Raw genomic sequence first — 15,820 nt, 5'->3', positions numbered from 1 at the left:
AAGTAAAAATTTTGTTTGAATGGTCAGGTTTTTATCAGGGTACACTGCCAAGCGGCATGAAACCTGATCATCCGGTCGAAAAATATTTGGCGACCAGAATGCGGCTATGGGTGTTCGTATCTTCCGCAGGTGTCGGCGGAGGGAGGCAAGGCGAGAAGACGCGGTGTGGCAATGCAGGTGATTAGAGGCGGGTGATGAGAGGCACCAGCCGGCGGCCAGTGGTGGGGATATTGTTGGAAATCGGCAGGTATCCACCGGATGAGGCCAGCTCACCGCGGGTTTTGCCTGACTCTGGCTGTTAAGCTATTGTCGAACGCTTGTCGAAAACGATCTCACCAAAACAATCACAAGAATCTTATGCCCCGCCAGAAATCCACCGAAACCGACGATCTCGCCCGCGCCCTGGAAATGGCCCCCGAGGCTGAAGGCGCCAGTAAACCCGGTCGAAAAAAACGCCCGGGCAAGATTCGCGTCCGCAACCGCGAGCTGATTCTGTCCGCGGCGGAGGAAGAGTTCGCCCAGAATGGCTTCCGCGGTACCACCATCCAGCGCATTGCCGAGCGCGCTGAGCTTCCCAAGTCGAACGTGCTTTACTACTTCAGTAACAAGGAGCGTATCTACACCGCGCTGTTCGACACCATCACCGGGCGCTGGAACGCGATGCTGGAGTCGATCAAACCGGAAGATGACCCGGCCATGACCCTGGCGCGATTTATCAAGGCCAAGGTGGAAATGTCGCGTACCCATCCCCTGGCATCGCGCCTGTTTGCGATGGAGGTGATTCAGGGAGCACCGGTGCTGAAGGAGCACCTGCGCACCAGTATGCGCGACTGGGTGCGGGACCGTTCCGGGGTAATGCAGCAATGGATCGACGAGGGGCGTATGGCGCCGGTGGACCCGGTGCAGCTGATTCTGCTGATCTGGTCTTCTACCCAGCACTACGCGGATTTCCAGACCCAGATCCTGATGATCGAAAACAAGGCGGAATACACCCGCGAGGACTTTGATCACGCGGCGAAGTTTTTGATCGAGGTGGTCTTGCGGGGATGCGGGCTGGAGGTGCCTGACTTTGACTCGGTGGTTGTGGATCTGGACCTCGATCCGTAGTTTTCTGACCATATGATCAGGTTTTTGTTGACGCCACCGGTGTCACTGGTTTAATTTTTTCCGGCCTGCGGAGGGGAGAGACCGTGGGCGACGATAAAATAATTGCCAGATGAGAGTTACCATGTCCCAACGCAAAGCCTTCCGATCCGCCATTCTCCACAGCATCGCCGACCCGCGGGAGGTCGGGATCGAGGCTTCCTACGAATACTTTGATGACGGCCTGCTGGTGGTCGAGGAGGGCAAAGTCCTCGAAGTTGGCCCCGCAGAGCAGCTCCTGGGCAGGTTCCCGGATGCGGCGCTGACCGAATACACCGACACCCTGATTACCTCCGGCTTTATCGATACCCATATTCATTATCCCCAGGTCGATATCATTGGCGCCTACGGGGAACAACTGCTGCAATGGCTGGAAACCTATACCTTTCCCGCGGAGCGCAAATTCGAAGATCCGGCGCACGCCAGCAGTCGCGCGCAACTGTTCCTCAGTGAGCTGTTGCGCAACGGCACCACCACGGCGCTGGTATTCGGTACCGTGCACAAGCAATCCATTGACGCCTTCTTCACCGAAGCGGAAAAGCTCAACCTGCGCATGATTGCCGGTAAGGTGATGATGGATCGCAATGCGCCGGAATACCTCTGCGATACCCCGGAAACGGCCTACAGCGACAGCAAAGAGCTGATCGAACGTTGGCACGGCAAGGGCCGCCTGCACTATGCCGTTACCCCGCGCTTTGCACCCACCAGCACCCCCGAGCAGCTGGCCCTGGCAGGCAAGCTGTTACAGGAGTATCCCGGCCTCTACATGCATACCCACATCTCCGAGAACAAACAGGAGATCGAGTGGGTGCGGGAGCTGTTCCCCGAGCGCAAGGGTTACCTCGACGTGTACGACCACCACGGCCTCATCGGCGAGCGCTCGGTGTTCGCCCACGGTGTGCATCTGTGCGACGAGGAGTGCCGGCGCCTGGGTGAGACCGGCTCCGCGGTTTCCTTCTGCCCCACCTCAAACCTGTTTCTCGGCAGCGGCCTGCTGGATCTGGACAAGCTCGAAGAGCACGGTGTGCGCGTTGGCTTGGGCACCGATGTGGGGGCGGGGACCAGCTTCTCGCAGCTGCAGAGCCTGAACGAGGCGTACAAAGTACTGCAGCTGCAGGGCAAAAAACTCGATCCCTTCAAGGCGCTGTATCTCGCCACACTAGGTGGCGCACGCTCACTGTATCTGGATGACCGTATTGGTAACCTGCAGCCGGGCAAGGACGCGGATTTTGTGGTGCTGGATTACAACGCCACACCACTGATCGGCCATCGCATCGGCCAGGCCAGCAGCCTGATGGAAAAGCTGTTTGCGCTGATGATCCTCGGTGACGATCGCGCGGTGAAGGCAACCTACGCCGCGGGTGTTTGCCGGCATCAGAAATGATTTTTAAGTCACTTGTTTAACGTTTTGTTGTTCATGTCCGGGGGCCTTGTGCCCCCTTTTTTGTATTCTCTTTTTCTGCTCTCTATTTTGTGCCCCGGGCATTTGCCGGGCGGCGAGCCTTTGGTTTGGCGCCTGATTTTCCTTACCGTCGGTTTTATGTGTCGACTATCTCGGCAACCCCTCTATCTTACGAGTGGTGGTTGAAATTTGACCGCATTATTTCGAGATGGTCATCCCAGTAAATTCTGGTAACTGGTGACACTCTTATTGAAAAACCATAAGTTAAATTATGGTTGTTCCGATTCTGACAGGCTGATGTACCCTTTCTGAAAATGTTGTTGCAATCGTTGTATACAAGATTATTATCAATTCAGGCCTTGCTTCTTGACCTTTAAGTCAAAATTTTTTGTTTAAAAATGGCAGAAAGGCATAAAGAAGGCGCAGGAAAGGCGGGCCAAGCCAGCACCTACCTGAGACAGAAGTTCGCTCTCTGGTAATAAACAACAATAATGAGAGGATCACCTGTGGAAACACTAAAACAGGATCAGCATGTACTCCGTGAAACGGAGTCTTCAGTGACTCCAGAGAGCACCGGTCTAATGGACCGGATTTTCAAACTGAGCGAACACAAAACCACGGTAAAGACTGAGCTGGTCGCCGGTCTTACAACCTTCTTTACCATGGCGTATGTGATTTTCGTAAACCCCAACATCATGGCCGCGGCCGGTGTGGATCACGGGGCGGCATTTGTTGCTACCTGTATCGGCGCTGCGCTGGCGTGTTTCCTGATGGGGCTCTACGCCAACTGGCCGGTGGGACTGGCTCCGGGCATGGGGCTCAATGCGTTTTTCACCTACACCGTTGTCGGTGAAATGGGATACAGCTGGCAGATAGCGCTGGGCGCCGTATTTATCTCCGGTGTGCTGTTTATGATCATGAGTCTGTCGCGGATCCGTGAGTGGCTGCTGAACAGTATCCCTCTCAGCCTGCGCTTCGCCATGGGTGCCGGTGTGGGCCTCTTCCTGGGGCTGATCGGCCTGAAAACTGCGGGCATCGTGGTTGCCAACCCGGCCACCCTGCTGTCCATGGGCAGTTTCAGTAACCCTTCTGCACTGCTCGCTGCACTCTGCTTTCTGCTGATTGCGATTCTCAGCTACCGCAAAATGTTCGGCGCCATCCTGTTCAGCATGCTGGGTGTGACCGCGTTGGGCTGGATGTTTGGCCTGGTGGAATATCAGGGGCTGGTTTCAGCGCCGCCGAGCCTGGCGCCCACCTGGATGGCAATGGATATTGCCGGCGCCCTGAATGTCGGCATGATCAGCGTGATCCTCGCCTTCCTGTTTGTGAATATGTTCGATACCGCCGGCACCCTGATGGGGGTGGCGCACCGCGCCCACCTTGTCGATGACGATGGCCGTATCAAAAATCTTTCGCGCGCCCTTAAGGCCGATTCTTCCTCCAGCGTAATGGGTGCCTTTTTCGGCTGCCCACCGGTGACCAGCTACGTGGAAAGTGCATCCGGCGTTGCCGCCGGCGGTCGCACCGGACTGACAGCCGTTACCGTCGGTGCGCTGTTTCTGCTGGCCATGTTCTTCGCGCCGCTGGCGGGAATGATTCCGGCGTACGCCACCGCAGGTGCGCTGATCTATGTGGCCATGTTGATGATGGGTGGCATGGCGCATATCAACTGGAAAGATCACACCGATACCATCCCGGCCATCGTTACCGTGGTGATGATGCCGCTGACCTTCTCCATTGCCAATGGCATCGCACTGGGCTTCCTGACCTACACCGCCATGAAGCTGTTTACCGGCCAGCACGAAAAAGTGTCCGTGAGCCTGTATGTGCTGAGCGCCATTTTTATCGCCAAGTTTGCGTTCCTGTAAGCCGCATTTCTCCAAGGCGAAACGCTAAGCAAAAAATTGCGATCCAGAAATGACTCACCGCCGGGGTGCTGATTACGCACCCCGGTCCGGGTGAGGTGTGTCTGGGAAATGCGCATTCAAGGGCCGTGAAGAGCCTGCCCCAAGGGTTGTTGGAAGTTTGTGGTCGACAGCCAGGCAAACGAAGCACGCGCTGCGTGCACAATAAAAATAACCTGAGAGAATGAGTTGTGAAATCAATCAATAAAATCCTGATGACTTCCGCCCTGGCTGCGGCCATCGCGCCCGCCGCTCATGCGGAGCGTTTTTTCGGCTCCTCCAGTGTGTCTGTTCTGCACAGTGGCCAGTATGAAACCTTTGGCGACCGACAGGAGGATGCCACCGTTTTCACTTTTGAAAATGTGGCAGCGAACAACTGGGGCGACAGTTTCTTCTTTCTAGATCGCTACCAGGTGGAAGATGAAGACACCGGCGCTAACGATACTTACGGCGAATTTGCACCGCGGGTAAGCCTGGGATGGTTGACCGGCAACGAGCTGAAGCTTGGACCGGTAAAAGATATTTTGCTGGCGGGAACTTACGAATTCGGCGGCGGTGCCGATGCGGATAACTATCTTGCGGGCGTTGGTGTCAGTTGGGATCTTCCCGGTGTCCAGTATTTCAATACCAACTTCTACTATGTGGATAACAACACGGCGTTTGACAACCCGAATGACTGGCAGATGACGGTAACCTGGGGCGCGCCCTTTGAAATTGGTTCGGCCAAGTTCCTGTTTGACGGTTTCGCGGACTACTCCTCCGGTGTCGGTGGTGCCCAGGCCGCGGAAACCCATATCAATCCGCAGCTGACACTGGACATTGGTAGCCTGACGGATAACCCTGGCGTTATGTACGCGGGTATTGAGTATTCCTACTGGCGCAACAAATTTGGTACCCGTGCCATTGATACCGAGAATGCGGTGAGTGCATTGGTCAAGTTCTACTTCTAACTTCTGAGTTCACGCGATTAAAAATGCCCGGGCAGTGATGCTCGGGCATTTTTATTTTTTGTACTCCGTGGTACACACGAATCTGGCTCTGTGGCGGTCAAGCACTGGGTATCGGTTTTCAAAACCACTGTGAACCCATCCATGGGCGTTGCGGCGGCGACGTCCTGTCGCCGACGCTTTTGAAAACCGATCCCCAGCGCTCGCCCTTCGCGTTGGACTATTGAGCTCTGTCCACCAGTCGTAAGCGTGCAATCTTGTTGATCTGCTCGATTGCGGTTTTGCGCTCTTCTTCAATGCTGTTTTTCAGGCGTACTTCGAACGCATCGAGAATCAGGAAGCGGTTGCTGCCTTTCACCGCCATGATAAAGGGGAACTGGAAGCGGTCTTTGTAGGCATTGTTCAGTTGTTCGAAACGCGCCAGCTCTTCTGGTGTGCACTGGTCCAGGCCTACACCGGCCTGTTCCTTGTTGGAGTCGTCGGTCAGCTCGCCGGCCAACGCCGCCTTACCTGCCAAATCCGGGTGAGCACAGATCACGCCCATCTGCTCTTCTTCTGTGGCCCCCCAAAGCTCCTGCGCCATCGCCTCCGCCAAAACCAGCGGATCGGAGTGATCTTCTGAAAGCCCTTTGTCCCACGCTCTCTGCGCAATCCAGGGGGAGTGTTCGTAGATATCCCCAAACCGCGCAACAAAATCCTCACGGCTCTGAGTGGCCGGCGCTGGCGCCAGGCGATTTGCAGTAATGGTTGCGGTCATCGTTCTCTCTCCTGATCCTGCTAGATTAATGTATTCATTTATAAAAGCAAATTGTATACATAAAGTGTTTGAATATGTATCCATATTTGGTGTAAAAATAAATCCACAACATACAGGAGCACTCGGAGTCCTCTTTATAGACCGGGTGCCGAAAGAATCTGCGAGATTGGAAGAACACAGGAGAAAACGATGGGACGTCTCACTACCCACGTGCTGGATACCGCCCTGGGATTGCCGGGGCAGGGGATTCGGGTGGAGGTCTACCGGCTGAACGGCGGCAACCGCACCTGGATCAAGGAAGTGGTTACCAATGATGACGGCCGTTGCGATGGCCCGATTCTGGAAGGTGATGACTTCGCCATCGGCGAATACGAGCTGGTTTTCCACGCCGGTGACTACCTGCGCCGCCAGGGCAACAAAAATGGCGAGCCGCGTTTTTTGGATGTGATTCCGCTGCGCTTTGGGGTGGCCGATGCCTCGCAGCATTACCACGTGCCGCTGCTGGTATCGCCTTACAGCTATTCCACTTACCGGGGAAGCTGATCTTACGGTAATTAACATCTGAGGTTGCTCGGAGTCAGGCCTCAGATGCGAAGGGAGGGAACCGGGTGCGGCTTTTCAGGAGCGTCGCAAACAGGATGTTTGCGCCGCAGCGCCCAGGGATGGGTTCACAGCGGTCCTGAAAAGCCGTACCCGGTTCCCTCCCGCCACAGGACCCGCTGATACGGAGAAAGGTGGGCCCGCGAGGTGGGAGAATTATTTTTCCTGCTTCGAAAAACAATAAGTGAAAAAGAGAACGGGCTATGGAATCTTTTATCCTGGAATTTGCAAACTTTATGCTGCGCTGGCTGCACGTGATTGCCGCCATCGCCTGGATTGGCGAATCAATTTATTTCGTCATGCTCGACAACGGACTGAAAAAGCCGGAAAACGAAGCCTGCCGTAAAAAAGGCGTCTTCGGCGAAATGTGGGCCGTTCACGGCGGCGGTTTCTATCACAACCAGAAATACGCAAACAGCCCGGAAAAACTGCCAGATGACCTCCACTGGTCCTTCTGGAAATCCTATACCACCTGGCTCTCCGGCTTCGCCCTGTTCATATTGCTCTATATGACCAACCCAGCCTTCTACCTTATCAACACCCAAAGCGACTGGGCTTGGGCCGCGGGCCTCACCGGCTGGCAAGCCAACATCGTCGCCGTCGGCTTCCTCCTCTCCGGTTGGGTGATCTACAACGAACTTTGCAAACGCATCAGCCCCAACATGGAGCGCGACGGCATTCTGAGTATCGCCGTCGGCATATTGATGGTGGTCGTCGCCTACGTCAGTACCCAACTGTTTGCCGGCCGCGCCGCCTTCCTGATGACCGGTGCCGTCATGGCCACTGCCATGTCCGCCAACGTCTTCTTCTGGATCATCCCCGGCCAGCGCCGCATGGTAAATGCCATGAAAGAAGGCAAAGAACCCAACCCCCTGGATGGCAAGCGCGGTAAACAGCGTTCAGTACACAACACCTACTTCACCCTTCCGGTAGTACTGCTGATGATCAGCAACCACTACGCCTTTACCTACACCCACAGTCACGCCTGGATCATCATGGCCCTGTTCATTTTTGCCGGTGCCCTGATTCGTCAGTTCTTCGTGCTGATGCACGCCGGCCAGATCAAGCCGGGCTACCCCGCGGCCGGTGTGGCTCTGATCATGGTCGCTTTCTGGATTGTTTCACCGCAGGCGGCACCTAACCTGGCCGCACCAGTAGCGCAGGCGGAGGTGGTTGAAGAGTCGGCGGCTGCAGTCGAAGCACAACTGCAGGGGCAGGGTGAAAAAACCACTGAAACCGAACTGGCTGCCGAAGAGGCTGATACTGATGCGGTGGCGGAAGTACGGGAATCCAGCGAAGTCACAGCAGCGGTGGATAGCGCGGCGACTGAGTCCACACAGGCGGAACTTTATACCGTGATGGAGCGCCACTGTACGGCCTGCCACTCTCAGTCCCCGACTCAGCCCGGATTCTCTGCGCCCCCTGCCGGTTTTGCCTTCGATAGCCACGAGCAAATCCAGCAGACCAAAGCCAAAATCCAGGCAGCGGTCGCCAGTGGCTATATGCCTCTGGGTAACATGACAGGAATGAGCGATGAAGAGCGGGCGGTGATTGCGGCCTGGTCCGAGTAGCGTTCGTCAATTTTGGGGCGGTCTTGCACTGACCTGTTAGCCATCTCGGTTTACATTGGTTTTCCCCACCGGTGTTTGTATACAATAGGCGGTTTCCAAATCCACAAACGCCAATACAAGCAAGCACAGGAACTAACGGGGAATGCCTGAAGTCACCGCGGACACCGCACCAGCCACCAAGCGCAAACGCCAGGAAGGCACCGAACGCGAGGATGCAATCTACCAGTCCATCAGTGACGCCGTGGTCGAACATCGCCTCAAGCCGGGCTCCCGCCTGCGCGAAGATGCCTTGTCCGAGGTGTTCGGCGTAAGCCGCACGGGCATTCGCAAAGTATTGCAGCGCCTGGCCATGGAACAGCTGGTGACCATTGCTCCGCGGCGTGGTGCCAGTGTTGCGCGGCCTTCGGCGGATGAAGCCCGCGAGGTGTTTGCCGCACGCCAGATGATCGAGTGCGGCCTGATGCCGGAGGTGGCGAGCCGGGTAACCAAGTCCGAGATTGCGGAGCTGCGTATGCTGGCGAAACGCGAGGTGGATGCGTTGCGGGATGGTAATAACAGCGTTGCGATTCGTACGTCTTCCGAATTTCACGAGCGGCTGGCACAGATGTCGGGCAATAAAACTCTGGCGGAATTCGTCGGTCGCCTGTGTTCCCGATCCTCCCTGATTCTCGCGGTTTACGGCAATTCGGCGAGCGACCATATGGGATGCGAGTCCCATGATCACGATGAGCTGGTGCGCTTGCTGGAAGCCGGCGACGGCGCAGGTGCATCTCAATTTATGCTGGATCACCTGAAAGCCGTTGAGGGCTCCCTGTCTATTGTGGAGGGCGCTGAAGAGGTGCCGGATCTTTACAGTATTTTCGGTAACTGATTCTTTTCTACGGGCCTGAAGTCCTTTCGGGCCCTTCTTGATCTTCCTTTTCTTAATCTTCCCTCTCTTACATATCCCGTTCTTTCTCTGACTTTTCCCGTCTGATGCTGCGGCCTTTGTCGTAGCTAGTCGCGCGCGCGTAAAAAACTTCACTTAACGCCAATCCAGTGATTGCAAATCCAGTGAACACAATATATCGTTGTCTTGTATACAAAAAGTGTCTACACAAAATAAGTTAATCGTGTATGCACTTGGTTGCCGGAGCGCACTTCGGAAAAACCAGTTGCCAGCGGTAAATAGCAACAGAAAGGAATAACAACCTTGAATTCACTGGATCAGGATCAGTACCCCCGCGACCTCATTGGTTACGGCCGCAAGCAGCCCCAGGCCAATTGGCCCGAGCGCGCCAGGATCGCCGTGCAGTTCGTGCTGAACTACGAAGAGGGTGGGGAGAATTGTGTGCTGCACGGGGACAGCCACTCGGAGCGCTTCCTGTCAGAAATCGTCGGCGCAGAAGCCTATGCCGATCGCCATATGAGCATGGAGTCCATTTACGAATACGGCTCACGTGCCGGGGTGTGGCGCATCCTCAACGAATTCGAAAAGCGCGGCCTGCCACTCACCGTGTTTGGTGTCGCCATGGCACTGGAGCGCCACCCGGAACTGGCGCTGGCCTTTAAAGAGCTCGGTCATGAAATCGCCTGTCACGGCCTGCGATGGATTCACTATCAGGGCGTGCCGGAAAACATCGAGCGCGAGCATATGCGTCGCGCCATCGAAATCTTCCAGAAGCTGTACGGTGAAAAACCCCTCGGCTGGTACACCGGGCGCGACAGCCCCAATACCCGCCGCTTGCTGCTGGACGAAGGTTGCTTCCTCTACGACAGCGACAACTATGGCGACGATCTGCCGTTCTGGTCGCAATCCCAGGACAGTAGCGGTGAATCCCACAGCCATTTAGTCGTGCCCTACACCCTGGATACCAACGACATGCGTTTTGCCACGCCCCAGGGATTCAACACCGGCGAACATTTCTTTGACTATCTGCGTGACGCTTTTGATGTGCTCTACGCCGAGGGCGAAGACGCACCAAAAATGCTGAGTGTGGGTTTGCACTGCCGGCTGATCGGGCGCCCGGGGCGTTTCCGCGCGCTGCAAAAATTTCTCGATCACATCGAGCAACACGACCGGGTTTGGGTCACCCGCCGTGTGGACATTGCCCGTCACTGGGTAAAACAGCACCCGGCGCCAGGCCCGTCACAGTGGGCAAGTAAGAAACTGGTTTGTAGCAGTTTGGACACAGAGCTAGAAAAATCATGAGCAATTCGAAATTTCCAATGCACACCTACTACGCACCTAAAGGTGGACATCCGCCGCAGACGCAACTGTTGTCAGATCGCGCGGTATTTACCGATGCTTACGCGGTCATTCCCAAGGGCGTAATGCGCGATATCGTCACCAGTTACCTGCCGTTCTGGGAGAAGACCCGCCTGTGGGTGTTGTCCCGTCCGCTGTCTGGATTTGCCGAGACCTTTTCCCAATACATCATGGAAGTGCAGTCCGGTGGCGGTAGCGAAAAGCCGGAATCCGATCCCAATGCTGAGGGTGTTCTGTTCGTGGTGGAAGGGGAGCTGACGCTGACCCTGAACGGCGAGCGCTACCGGATGGAAGAGGGGGGGTACGCCTTTATTCCGCCGGGCAGTGATTGGCAGGTACGCAATGAATGTGCCTCTACCCTGCGCTTCCACTGGGTGCGCAAATACTACGAGTGCGTCGATGGCATTGATGTGCCGGAAGCCTTCGTCACCAATGAAAAAGATGTTACGCCCATCGAAATGCCGGAAACCGAAGGTTGCTGGGCAACCACGCGCTTCGTGGATATTGAAGATATTCGCCACGATATGCACGTGAACATCGTTACCTTCCAGCCCGGCGGTGTTATCCCGTTTGCGGAGACCCATGTAATGGAGCACGGCCTCTACGTACTCCAGGGCAAGGCCGCCTACCTGCTGAATAAAGATTGGGTCGAAGTAGAGGCTGGCGATTACATGTGGCTGCGCGCCTTCTGCCCGCAAGCCTGCTACGCCGGTGGCCCGGGTCCTTTCCGTTACCTGCTGTACAAAGATGTAAACCGCCAAATGAAACTGGGCGGATTCGGCGCGCGTTAACGGATTGTCATTACGGGGCCAAAACTCTGGTGACCTAATTATGGTGAGTACAGGGACGTAGGCACCACCCGTTTCAAAATAAAAAATGGAGGAAACCACCATGCTCGAAACTGTACTCGAACTCAAGGCACAACCACTGACCGCAGAAGCCTTCGCGCCCTACGGCGATGTGATCGACAGCCGTACTGCGGATTCGTTTTCGATTAACGGTGGGCGCGCACAGCGCTATCACGACCTGGTGCAAATCGAAACCCTCGGTGAAGAGGCGCGCCCGCTGGTGAGTATTTTTATCAGTGAGCCCGTGGAGCTCCCGCTACATCTGACCTATCTCGAGCGTCACCCACTGGGCAGCCAGGCCTTTATCCCCATGCACGAAGAGCGCTTCATCATCGTGGTGGCACCCAAGGGGGAAACCATTGATCCGAAGGAAGTGCGTGCATTTATTACTGACGGCCGCCAGGGCGTGAATTACCGCGCAGGGCTGTGGCACGGCGTGCAGTCAGTGATCGAGCGCAAGGGCGAGTTTGTGGTGGTGGATCGCGGTGGCAAGGGAAATAACTGCGAGGAATACCCGATGGATGTAACGGTGATTGTTGAAGACGTCGTCGTTGGCGAAGAAGCGCTGGCAACGGTCTGATCTAACCAGTACCCGATTATGGAAATGCCGGCACCGCCGGTTCAGGAAGAAAGAATAACCAAGCAATTTCTGAAGTAGCGACTTCAGTGGGAGAAAACTATGGCTCGCATGACAGCTGCCGAAGCCGCGGTTCACGTTTTGAGAAAAGAAGGCATTGATGTTGCCTTCGGCGTGCCCGGTGCCGCAATCAACCCTTTCTACTCCGCCATGCGCAAAGTGGGCGGTATTGACCACACTCTGGCGCGTCACGTGGAAGGCGCCTCGCATATGGCCGAGGGTTACACCCGTACCAAGGCCGGCAACATTGGTGTGTGTATCGGTACCTCCGGCCCGGCGGGCACCGACATGATTACCGGCCTCTACTCTGCCAGTGCGGACTCCATTCCGATCCTGTGCATTACCGGCCAGGCGCCGGTAGCCAAGTTGCACAAAGAAGATTTCCAGGCGGTAGACATCAAGGCCATCGCCGGCCCCGTTACCAAATGGGCGATCACCGTACTGGAGGCGGCCCAGGTGCCCCGCGCATTCCAGCAGGCATTTCACCTGATGCGCAGCGCCCGTCCGGGCCCGGTTCTGATCGACCTGCCCATCGATGTACAGATGACCGAAATTGAATTCGATCCAGATACCTACGAGCCGCTGCCCGCCTACAAGCCCAGCGCCAGTCGCGCCCAGGCGGAAAAAGCGCTGGCCATGCTCAATGCTGCGGACAAGCCGCTGCTGGTTGCCGGCGGAGGTGTCATCAATGCGGACGCCAGCCACCTGCTGACAGAGTTTGCGGAAATCACCGGCGTGCCTGTTATTCCCACGCTGATGGGCTGGGGCACCATTCCCGATGATCACCCGCTGATGGCGGGCATGGTGGGCCTGCAGACTTCCCACCGGTATGGCAACGCCACCATGCTGGCTTCCGATTTTGTGATGGGGATCGGCAACCGCTGGGCCAACCGCCACACCGGCAATGTCGACACCTACACCAAGGGCCGCAAGTTCGTTCACGTGGATATCGAGCCAACGCAGATCGGTCGTATTTTTGGCCCGGATTACGGCATTGTCTCCGACGCCAAAGCCGCGCTGGAACTGTTTATCGAAATCGCCAGTGAGTGGAAAGCCGCCGGTCGCCTGAAAGATCGCTCTGCCTGGGCGGAAGAGTGTCAGGAACGCAAACGCACGCTGTTGCGCAAGACCCACTTCGATAATGTGCCGGTGAAACCGCAGCGCGTGTACGAAGAAATGAACAAGGTGTTTGGTAAAAACGCCCGCTACGTTTCCACCATCGGCCTTTCACAGATTGCCGGTGCCCAGTTCCTGCACGTGTACAAGCCGCGCCACTGGATCAACTGTGGTCAGGCTGGCCCACTGGGCTGGACAGTGCCCGCGGCACTGGGTGTGGCCAAGGCGGACCCGACTGCCGAGGTTGTTGCACTTTCCGGCGACTACGACTTCCAGTTCATGGTGGAAGAGCTCGCGGCCGGTGCCCAGTTCAAGCTGCCGTACATCCACGTACTGGTAAACAACTCTTATCTCGGTCTTATTCGTCAGGCCCAGCGCGGTTTTGATATGGATTACTGCGTGCAGTTGAGTTTTGAAAATATCAACTGTCCGGAAATTAACGATTACGGTGTGGATCACGTTTCCGTGGTTGAAGGCCTTGGCTGTAAAGCCATCCGGGTTACCCACCCGGACGACATAGCCCCGGCACTGGAGCAGGCGCGCGAGCTGATGAAGCAACACAGCGTACCGGTTGTGGTTGAGGTAATCCTGGAGCGTGTGACCAATATCGCCATGGGCGTAGACCTGGACGGCGTCAATGAATTTGAGGCGCTGGCGGAAGAGGGCGGCGACGCACCCACCTCCATTGCAGCACTGACCTGAGAAGCTACAGAACTGGATTAATTACAGGAGAAGCAAAATGCCAAAATTTACTGCCAACCTGAGTATGTTGTTTACCGAAGTCGATTTTCTCGACCGGTTTAAAGCGGCGGCGGACGCGGGCTTTAAAGGCGTGGAATATCTGTTTCCTTACGATTACAGCGCGCAGGAAATCAAGCAGCGCCTGGACGAAAACGGTTTGACCCAGGTGCTACACAACTTGCCCGCGGGTGACTGGGCAGCGGGCGAGCGCGGTATCGCCTGTCACCCGGATCGGGTGGAAGAGTTCCGTGCGGGTGTCGCCAAGGCAATTGAGTACGCCACGGCGCTGGGTTGCAAACAGGTCAACTGCCTCGCGGGTATCGTACCTGCCGGCGTTTCCAAAGAAGAGGCGCGCCAGACACTTATCCAGAATCTGCGTTTTGCTGCAGACAACCTGGAAGCCGCAGGAATCCTGTTGATCGCAGAGCCGATTAATACCCGCGATATCCCCGGGTTTTTCCTCAACGGCACCGAGCAGGCGCTGGAAATCTTCGACGAGGTCGGCAGCCACAATCTCAAGTTGCAATACGATATTTACCACATGCAGATCATGGAGGGCGACCTCGCGCCCACTATCGAAAAGCATATCGACAGCATCGCGCACGTGCAGCTCGCGGATAACCCCGGCCGCCACGAGCCGGGTACCGGTGAAATCAACTATCCCTTCCTGTTCCAACATCTGGACAAGCTGGGCTACCAGGGCTGGATCGGTTGTGAATACAAACCGAAAACCACCACGCTGGAAGGTTTGGGATGGCTGGATAGCGCGCTTTCGTGAAGTTACAGGTTCTGTGCGGGGTTGGTGGCGAGGTGGCTTCCCGGGACACGCCGTAAACCCATCCCTGGGGGCTCGGCTGCGGCCGTCCTGGCCGCAGACGGTCCCGGAAAGCCGCCTCGCCACCAACCTGCAAACTGCAGTGGTAACCCAGAAGAATAAACTGAGAAAATTTGGAGAGAGAAAATGAGCAAGATCGGATTTATCGGACTCGGCATCATGGGCCGCCCAATGGCTGGCCACCTGCTGGACGCGGGGCACGAACTGTTCACCAACGACCGCGGTCGCGCGCTGGATACCACCCTGGCCGACAAAGGCATGCAGGTTGTGGCCAGCCCCAAAGCGGTGGCGGAGAACTGCGAAATCATCATCACCATGGTGCCGGATACCCCGGACGTAGAAGCCGTACTGTTCGGTGAAAATGGTGTGGTCGAAGGTCTGCAGCCCGGTGCCCTGGTCATCGACATGAGCTCCATTGCCCCGGTGCCAACTCAGGAATTTGCCAAGCGCATTGCCAAAGCCGGTGGTGAATTTGTGGATGCGCCGGTATCCGGTGGTGAAGGTGGCGCGATCAACGCCGCACTGACCATCATGGTCGGCGCCACCGAAGAAGGCTTCGTCCGCGCGCAGCCGATCCTGGAAGTAATGGGTAAAACCATTACCCACATTGGCCCGCAGGGTGCCGGTCAGACCTGTAAAGTCGCCAACCAGATCATTGTGGCTCTCACCATTGAAGCCGTATCCGAAGGCCTGCTGTTCGCCTCCCGCGCCGGCGCCGATGTAGCCAAGGTACGCGAAGCCCTGCTGGGTGGCCTGGCCTCGTCCAAAATCCTGGATGTACACGGCGAGCGCATGATCAATCGCACCTTCGATCCGGGCTTCCGCATCCGTTTGCACCAGAAAGACCTCAACCTGGCCCTGGAAAGCGCACGCGCCTTCAACCTCAGCCTACCGGGTACCGCCAACGCCCAGCAATTGTTCCAGGCCTGTGCTGCCAACGGCGGCGCCGACTGGGACCACGCCGGCATCGTCCGCGCACTGGAAAAACTGGCGGACCACGAGATCGGCCAGTAACCGTTACCGATAGCTAACGAACCCAGTGTTTCCGCTGGCAATGGAGAATCGCCGTTG

General features: G+C 56.5%; 14 protein-coding genes. 13 read left to right on the top strand and 1 reads right to left on the bottom strand.

Annotated elements, in window-relative coordinates; all coding sequences use genetic code 11:
• Positions 1-357: 357 nt before the first annotated feature.
• The 4 genes from M0G74_RS02355 to M0G74_RS02340 all read left to right on the top strand — a co-directional run bounded on the left by M0G74_RS02355 (position 358) and on the right by M0G74_RS02340 (position 5,399).
• Positions 358-1,107, top strand: coding sequence for a TetR/AcrR family transcriptional regulator (locus tag M0G74_RS02355; RefSeq protein WP_248213857.1), 750 nt, complete (start codon positions 358-360; stop codon positions 1,105-1,107).
• Positions 1,108-1,228: 121 nt separating this feature from the next.
• Positions 1,229-2,527: a guanine deaminase gene (gene guaD / locus M0G74_RS02350; RefSeq protein ID WP_248213854.1), complete on the top strand. Its 1,299-nt coding sequence runs from the start codon at positions 1,229-1,231 to the stop codon at positions 2,525-2,527.
• Between the two features lie 599 nt (positions 2,528-3,126).
• Complete coding sequence (locus M0G74_RS02345) at positions 3,127-4,413, top strand: NCS2 family permease (protein ID WP_201276977.1); 1,287 nt, start codon at positions 3,127-3,129, stop codon at positions 4,411-4,413.
• 227 nt (positions 4,414-4,640) lie between these two features.
• Complete coding sequence (locus M0G74_RS02340) at positions 4,641-5,399, top strand: outer membrane protein OmpK (protein WP_248213852.1); 759 nt, start codon at positions 4,641-4,643, stop codon at positions 5,397-5,399.
• A 217-nt stretch (positions 5,400-5,616) separates the two neighbouring features.
• Here M0G74_RS02340 and uraD read toward each other — a convergent pair whose 3' ends face one another.
• The gene (uraD, locus tag M0G74_RS02335; RefSeq protein ID WP_248213851.1) at positions 5,617-6,153 is read right to left on the bottom strand and encodes a 2-oxo-4-hydroxy-4-carboxy-5-ureidoimidazoline decarboxylase; all 537 of its coding nucleotides are present in this window, start codon (positions 6,151-6,153) and stop codon (positions 5,617-5,619) included.
• A gap of 189 nt (positions 6,154-6,342) precedes the next feature.
• Between uraD and uraH the strand changes: the two genes are divergently transcribed.
• From uraH to M0G74_RS02290, 9 genes are all read left to right on the top strand, one after another.
• Positions 6,343-6,696, top strand: a complete 354-nt coding sequence (uraH, locus tag M0G74_RS02330) for a hydroxyisourate hydrolase (RefSeq protein ID WP_248213848.1) — start codon at positions 6,343-6,345, stop codon at positions 6,694-6,696.
• Positions 6,697-6,956: 260 nt separating this feature from the next.
• Entirely contained in the window at positions 6,957-8,324 is a 1,368-nt protein-coding gene (locus tag M0G74_RS02325) for a urate hydroxylase PuuD (protein ID WP_248213846.1), read from the top strand.
• Positions 8,325-8,466: 142 nt separating this feature from the next.
• Positions 8,467-9,195, top strand: a complete 729-nt coding sequence (locus M0G74_RS02320) for a GntR family transcriptional regulator (protein ID WP_248213844.1) — start codon at positions 8,467-8,469, stop codon at positions 9,193-9,195.
• Positions 9,196-9,516: 321 nt separating this feature from the next.
• On the top strand, positions 9,517-10,515 hold the full coding sequence (gene puuE, locus M0G74_RS02315) for an allantoinase PuuE (RefSeq protein WP_248213842.1): 999 nt from the start codon (positions 9,517-9,519) through the stop codon (positions 10,513-10,515).
• Positions 10,512-11,363 carry a bifunctional allantoicase/(S)-ureidoglycine aminohydrolase gene (locus M0G74_RS02310; RefSeq protein WP_248213837.1) on the top strand — a complete coding sequence of 284 codons (852 nt, stop codon included), beginning with the start codon at positions 10,512-10,514 and terminating at the stop codon, positions 11,361-11,363. Before puuE ends, M0G74_RS02310 begins: the two co-directional genes overlap by 4 nt.
• Positions 11,364-11,463: 100 nt before the next feature.
• Complete coding sequence (locus M0G74_RS02305) at positions 11,464-12,000, top strand: ureidoglycolate lyase (RefSeq protein WP_160152647.1); 537 nt, start codon at positions 11,464-11,466, stop codon at positions 11,998-12,000.
• 99 nt (positions 12,001-12,099) lie between these two features.
• Positions 12,100-13,875: a glyoxylate carboligase gene (gene gcl / locus M0G74_RS02300; protein WP_248213835.1), complete on the top strand. Its 1,776-nt coding sequence runs from the start codon at positions 12,100-12,102 to the stop codon at positions 13,873-13,875.
• Positions 13,876-13,912: 37 nt separating this feature from the next.
• Positions 13,913-14,692, top strand: a complete 780-nt coding sequence (gene hyi / locus M0G74_RS02295; RefSeq protein WP_248213833.1) for a hydroxypyruvate isomerase — start codon at positions 13,913-13,915, stop codon at positions 14,690-14,692.
• A gap of 183 nt (positions 14,693-14,875) precedes the next feature.
• Positions 14,876-15,763, top strand: coding sequence for a 2-hydroxy-3-oxopropionate reductase (locus tag M0G74_RS02290; protein WP_248213831.1), 888 nt, complete (start codon positions 14,876-14,878; stop codon positions 15,761-15,763).
• The last annotated feature ends 57 nt before the right edge of the window (positions 15,764-15,820 follow it).

Origin of the sequence: Microbulbifer sp. CAU 1566 (assembly GCF_023156515.1) — a bacterium.
Lineage (GTDB): Bacteria > Pseudomonadota > Gammaproteobacteria > Pseudomonadales > Cellvibrionaceae > Microbulbifer.
Note: the sequence above shows the minus strand (reverse complement) of the source record. Positions and strands in the feature narration are given on the sequence as shown.

What these genes read in the sequence shown, in the direction of transcription:
- M0G74_RS02355 (WP_248213857.1), top strand. Translation starts at nt 358, where the DNA reads ATGCCCCGCCAGAAATCCACCGAAACCGACGATCTCGCCCGCGCCCTG.
- gcl (WP_248213835.1), top strand. Translation starts at nt 12,100, where the DNA reads ATGGCTCGCATGACAGCTGCCGAAGCCGCGGTTCACGTTTTGAGAAAA.
- hyi (WP_248213833.1), top strand. Translation starts at nt 13,913, where the DNA reads ATGCCAAAATTTACTGCCAACCTGAGTATGTTGTTTACCGAAGTCGAT.
- M0G74_RS02290 (WP_248213831.1), top strand. Translation starts at nt 14,876, where the DNA reads ATGAGCAAGATCGGATTTATCGGACTCGGCATCATGGGCCGCCCAATG.
- guaD (WP_248213854.1), top strand. Translation starts at nt 1,229, where the DNA reads ATGTCCCAACGCAAAGCCTTCCGATCCGCCATTCTCCACAGCATCGCC.
- uraD (WP_248213851.1), bottom strand. Translation starts at nt 6,153, where the DNA reads ATGACCGCAACCATTACTGCAAATCGCCTGGCGCCAGCGCCGGCCACT.
- M0G74_RS02345 (WP_201276977.1), top strand. Translation starts at nt 3,127, where the DNA reads ATGGACCGGATTTTCAAACTGAGCGAACACAAAACCACGGTAAAGACT.
- M0G74_RS02310 (WP_248213837.1), top strand. Translation starts at nt 10,512, where the DNA reads ATGAGCAATTCGAAATTTCCAATGCACACCTACTACGCACCTAAAGGT.
- M0G74_RS02305 (WP_160152647.1), top strand. Translation starts at nt 11,464, where the DNA reads ATGCTCGAAACTGTACTCGAACTCAAGGCACAACCACTGACCGCAGAA.
- M0G74_RS02320 (WP_248213844.1), top strand. Translation starts at nt 8,467, where the DNA reads ATGCCTGAAGTCACCGCGGACACCGCACCAGCCACCAAGCGCAAACGC.
- M0G74_RS02325 (WP_248213846.1), top strand. Translation starts at nt 6,957, where the DNA reads ATGGAATCTTTTATCCTGGAATTTGCAAACTTTATGCTGCGCTGGCTG.
- uraH (WP_248213848.1), top strand. Translation starts at nt 6,343, where the DNA reads ATGGGACGTCTCACTACCCACGTGCTGGATACCGCCCTGGGATTGCCG.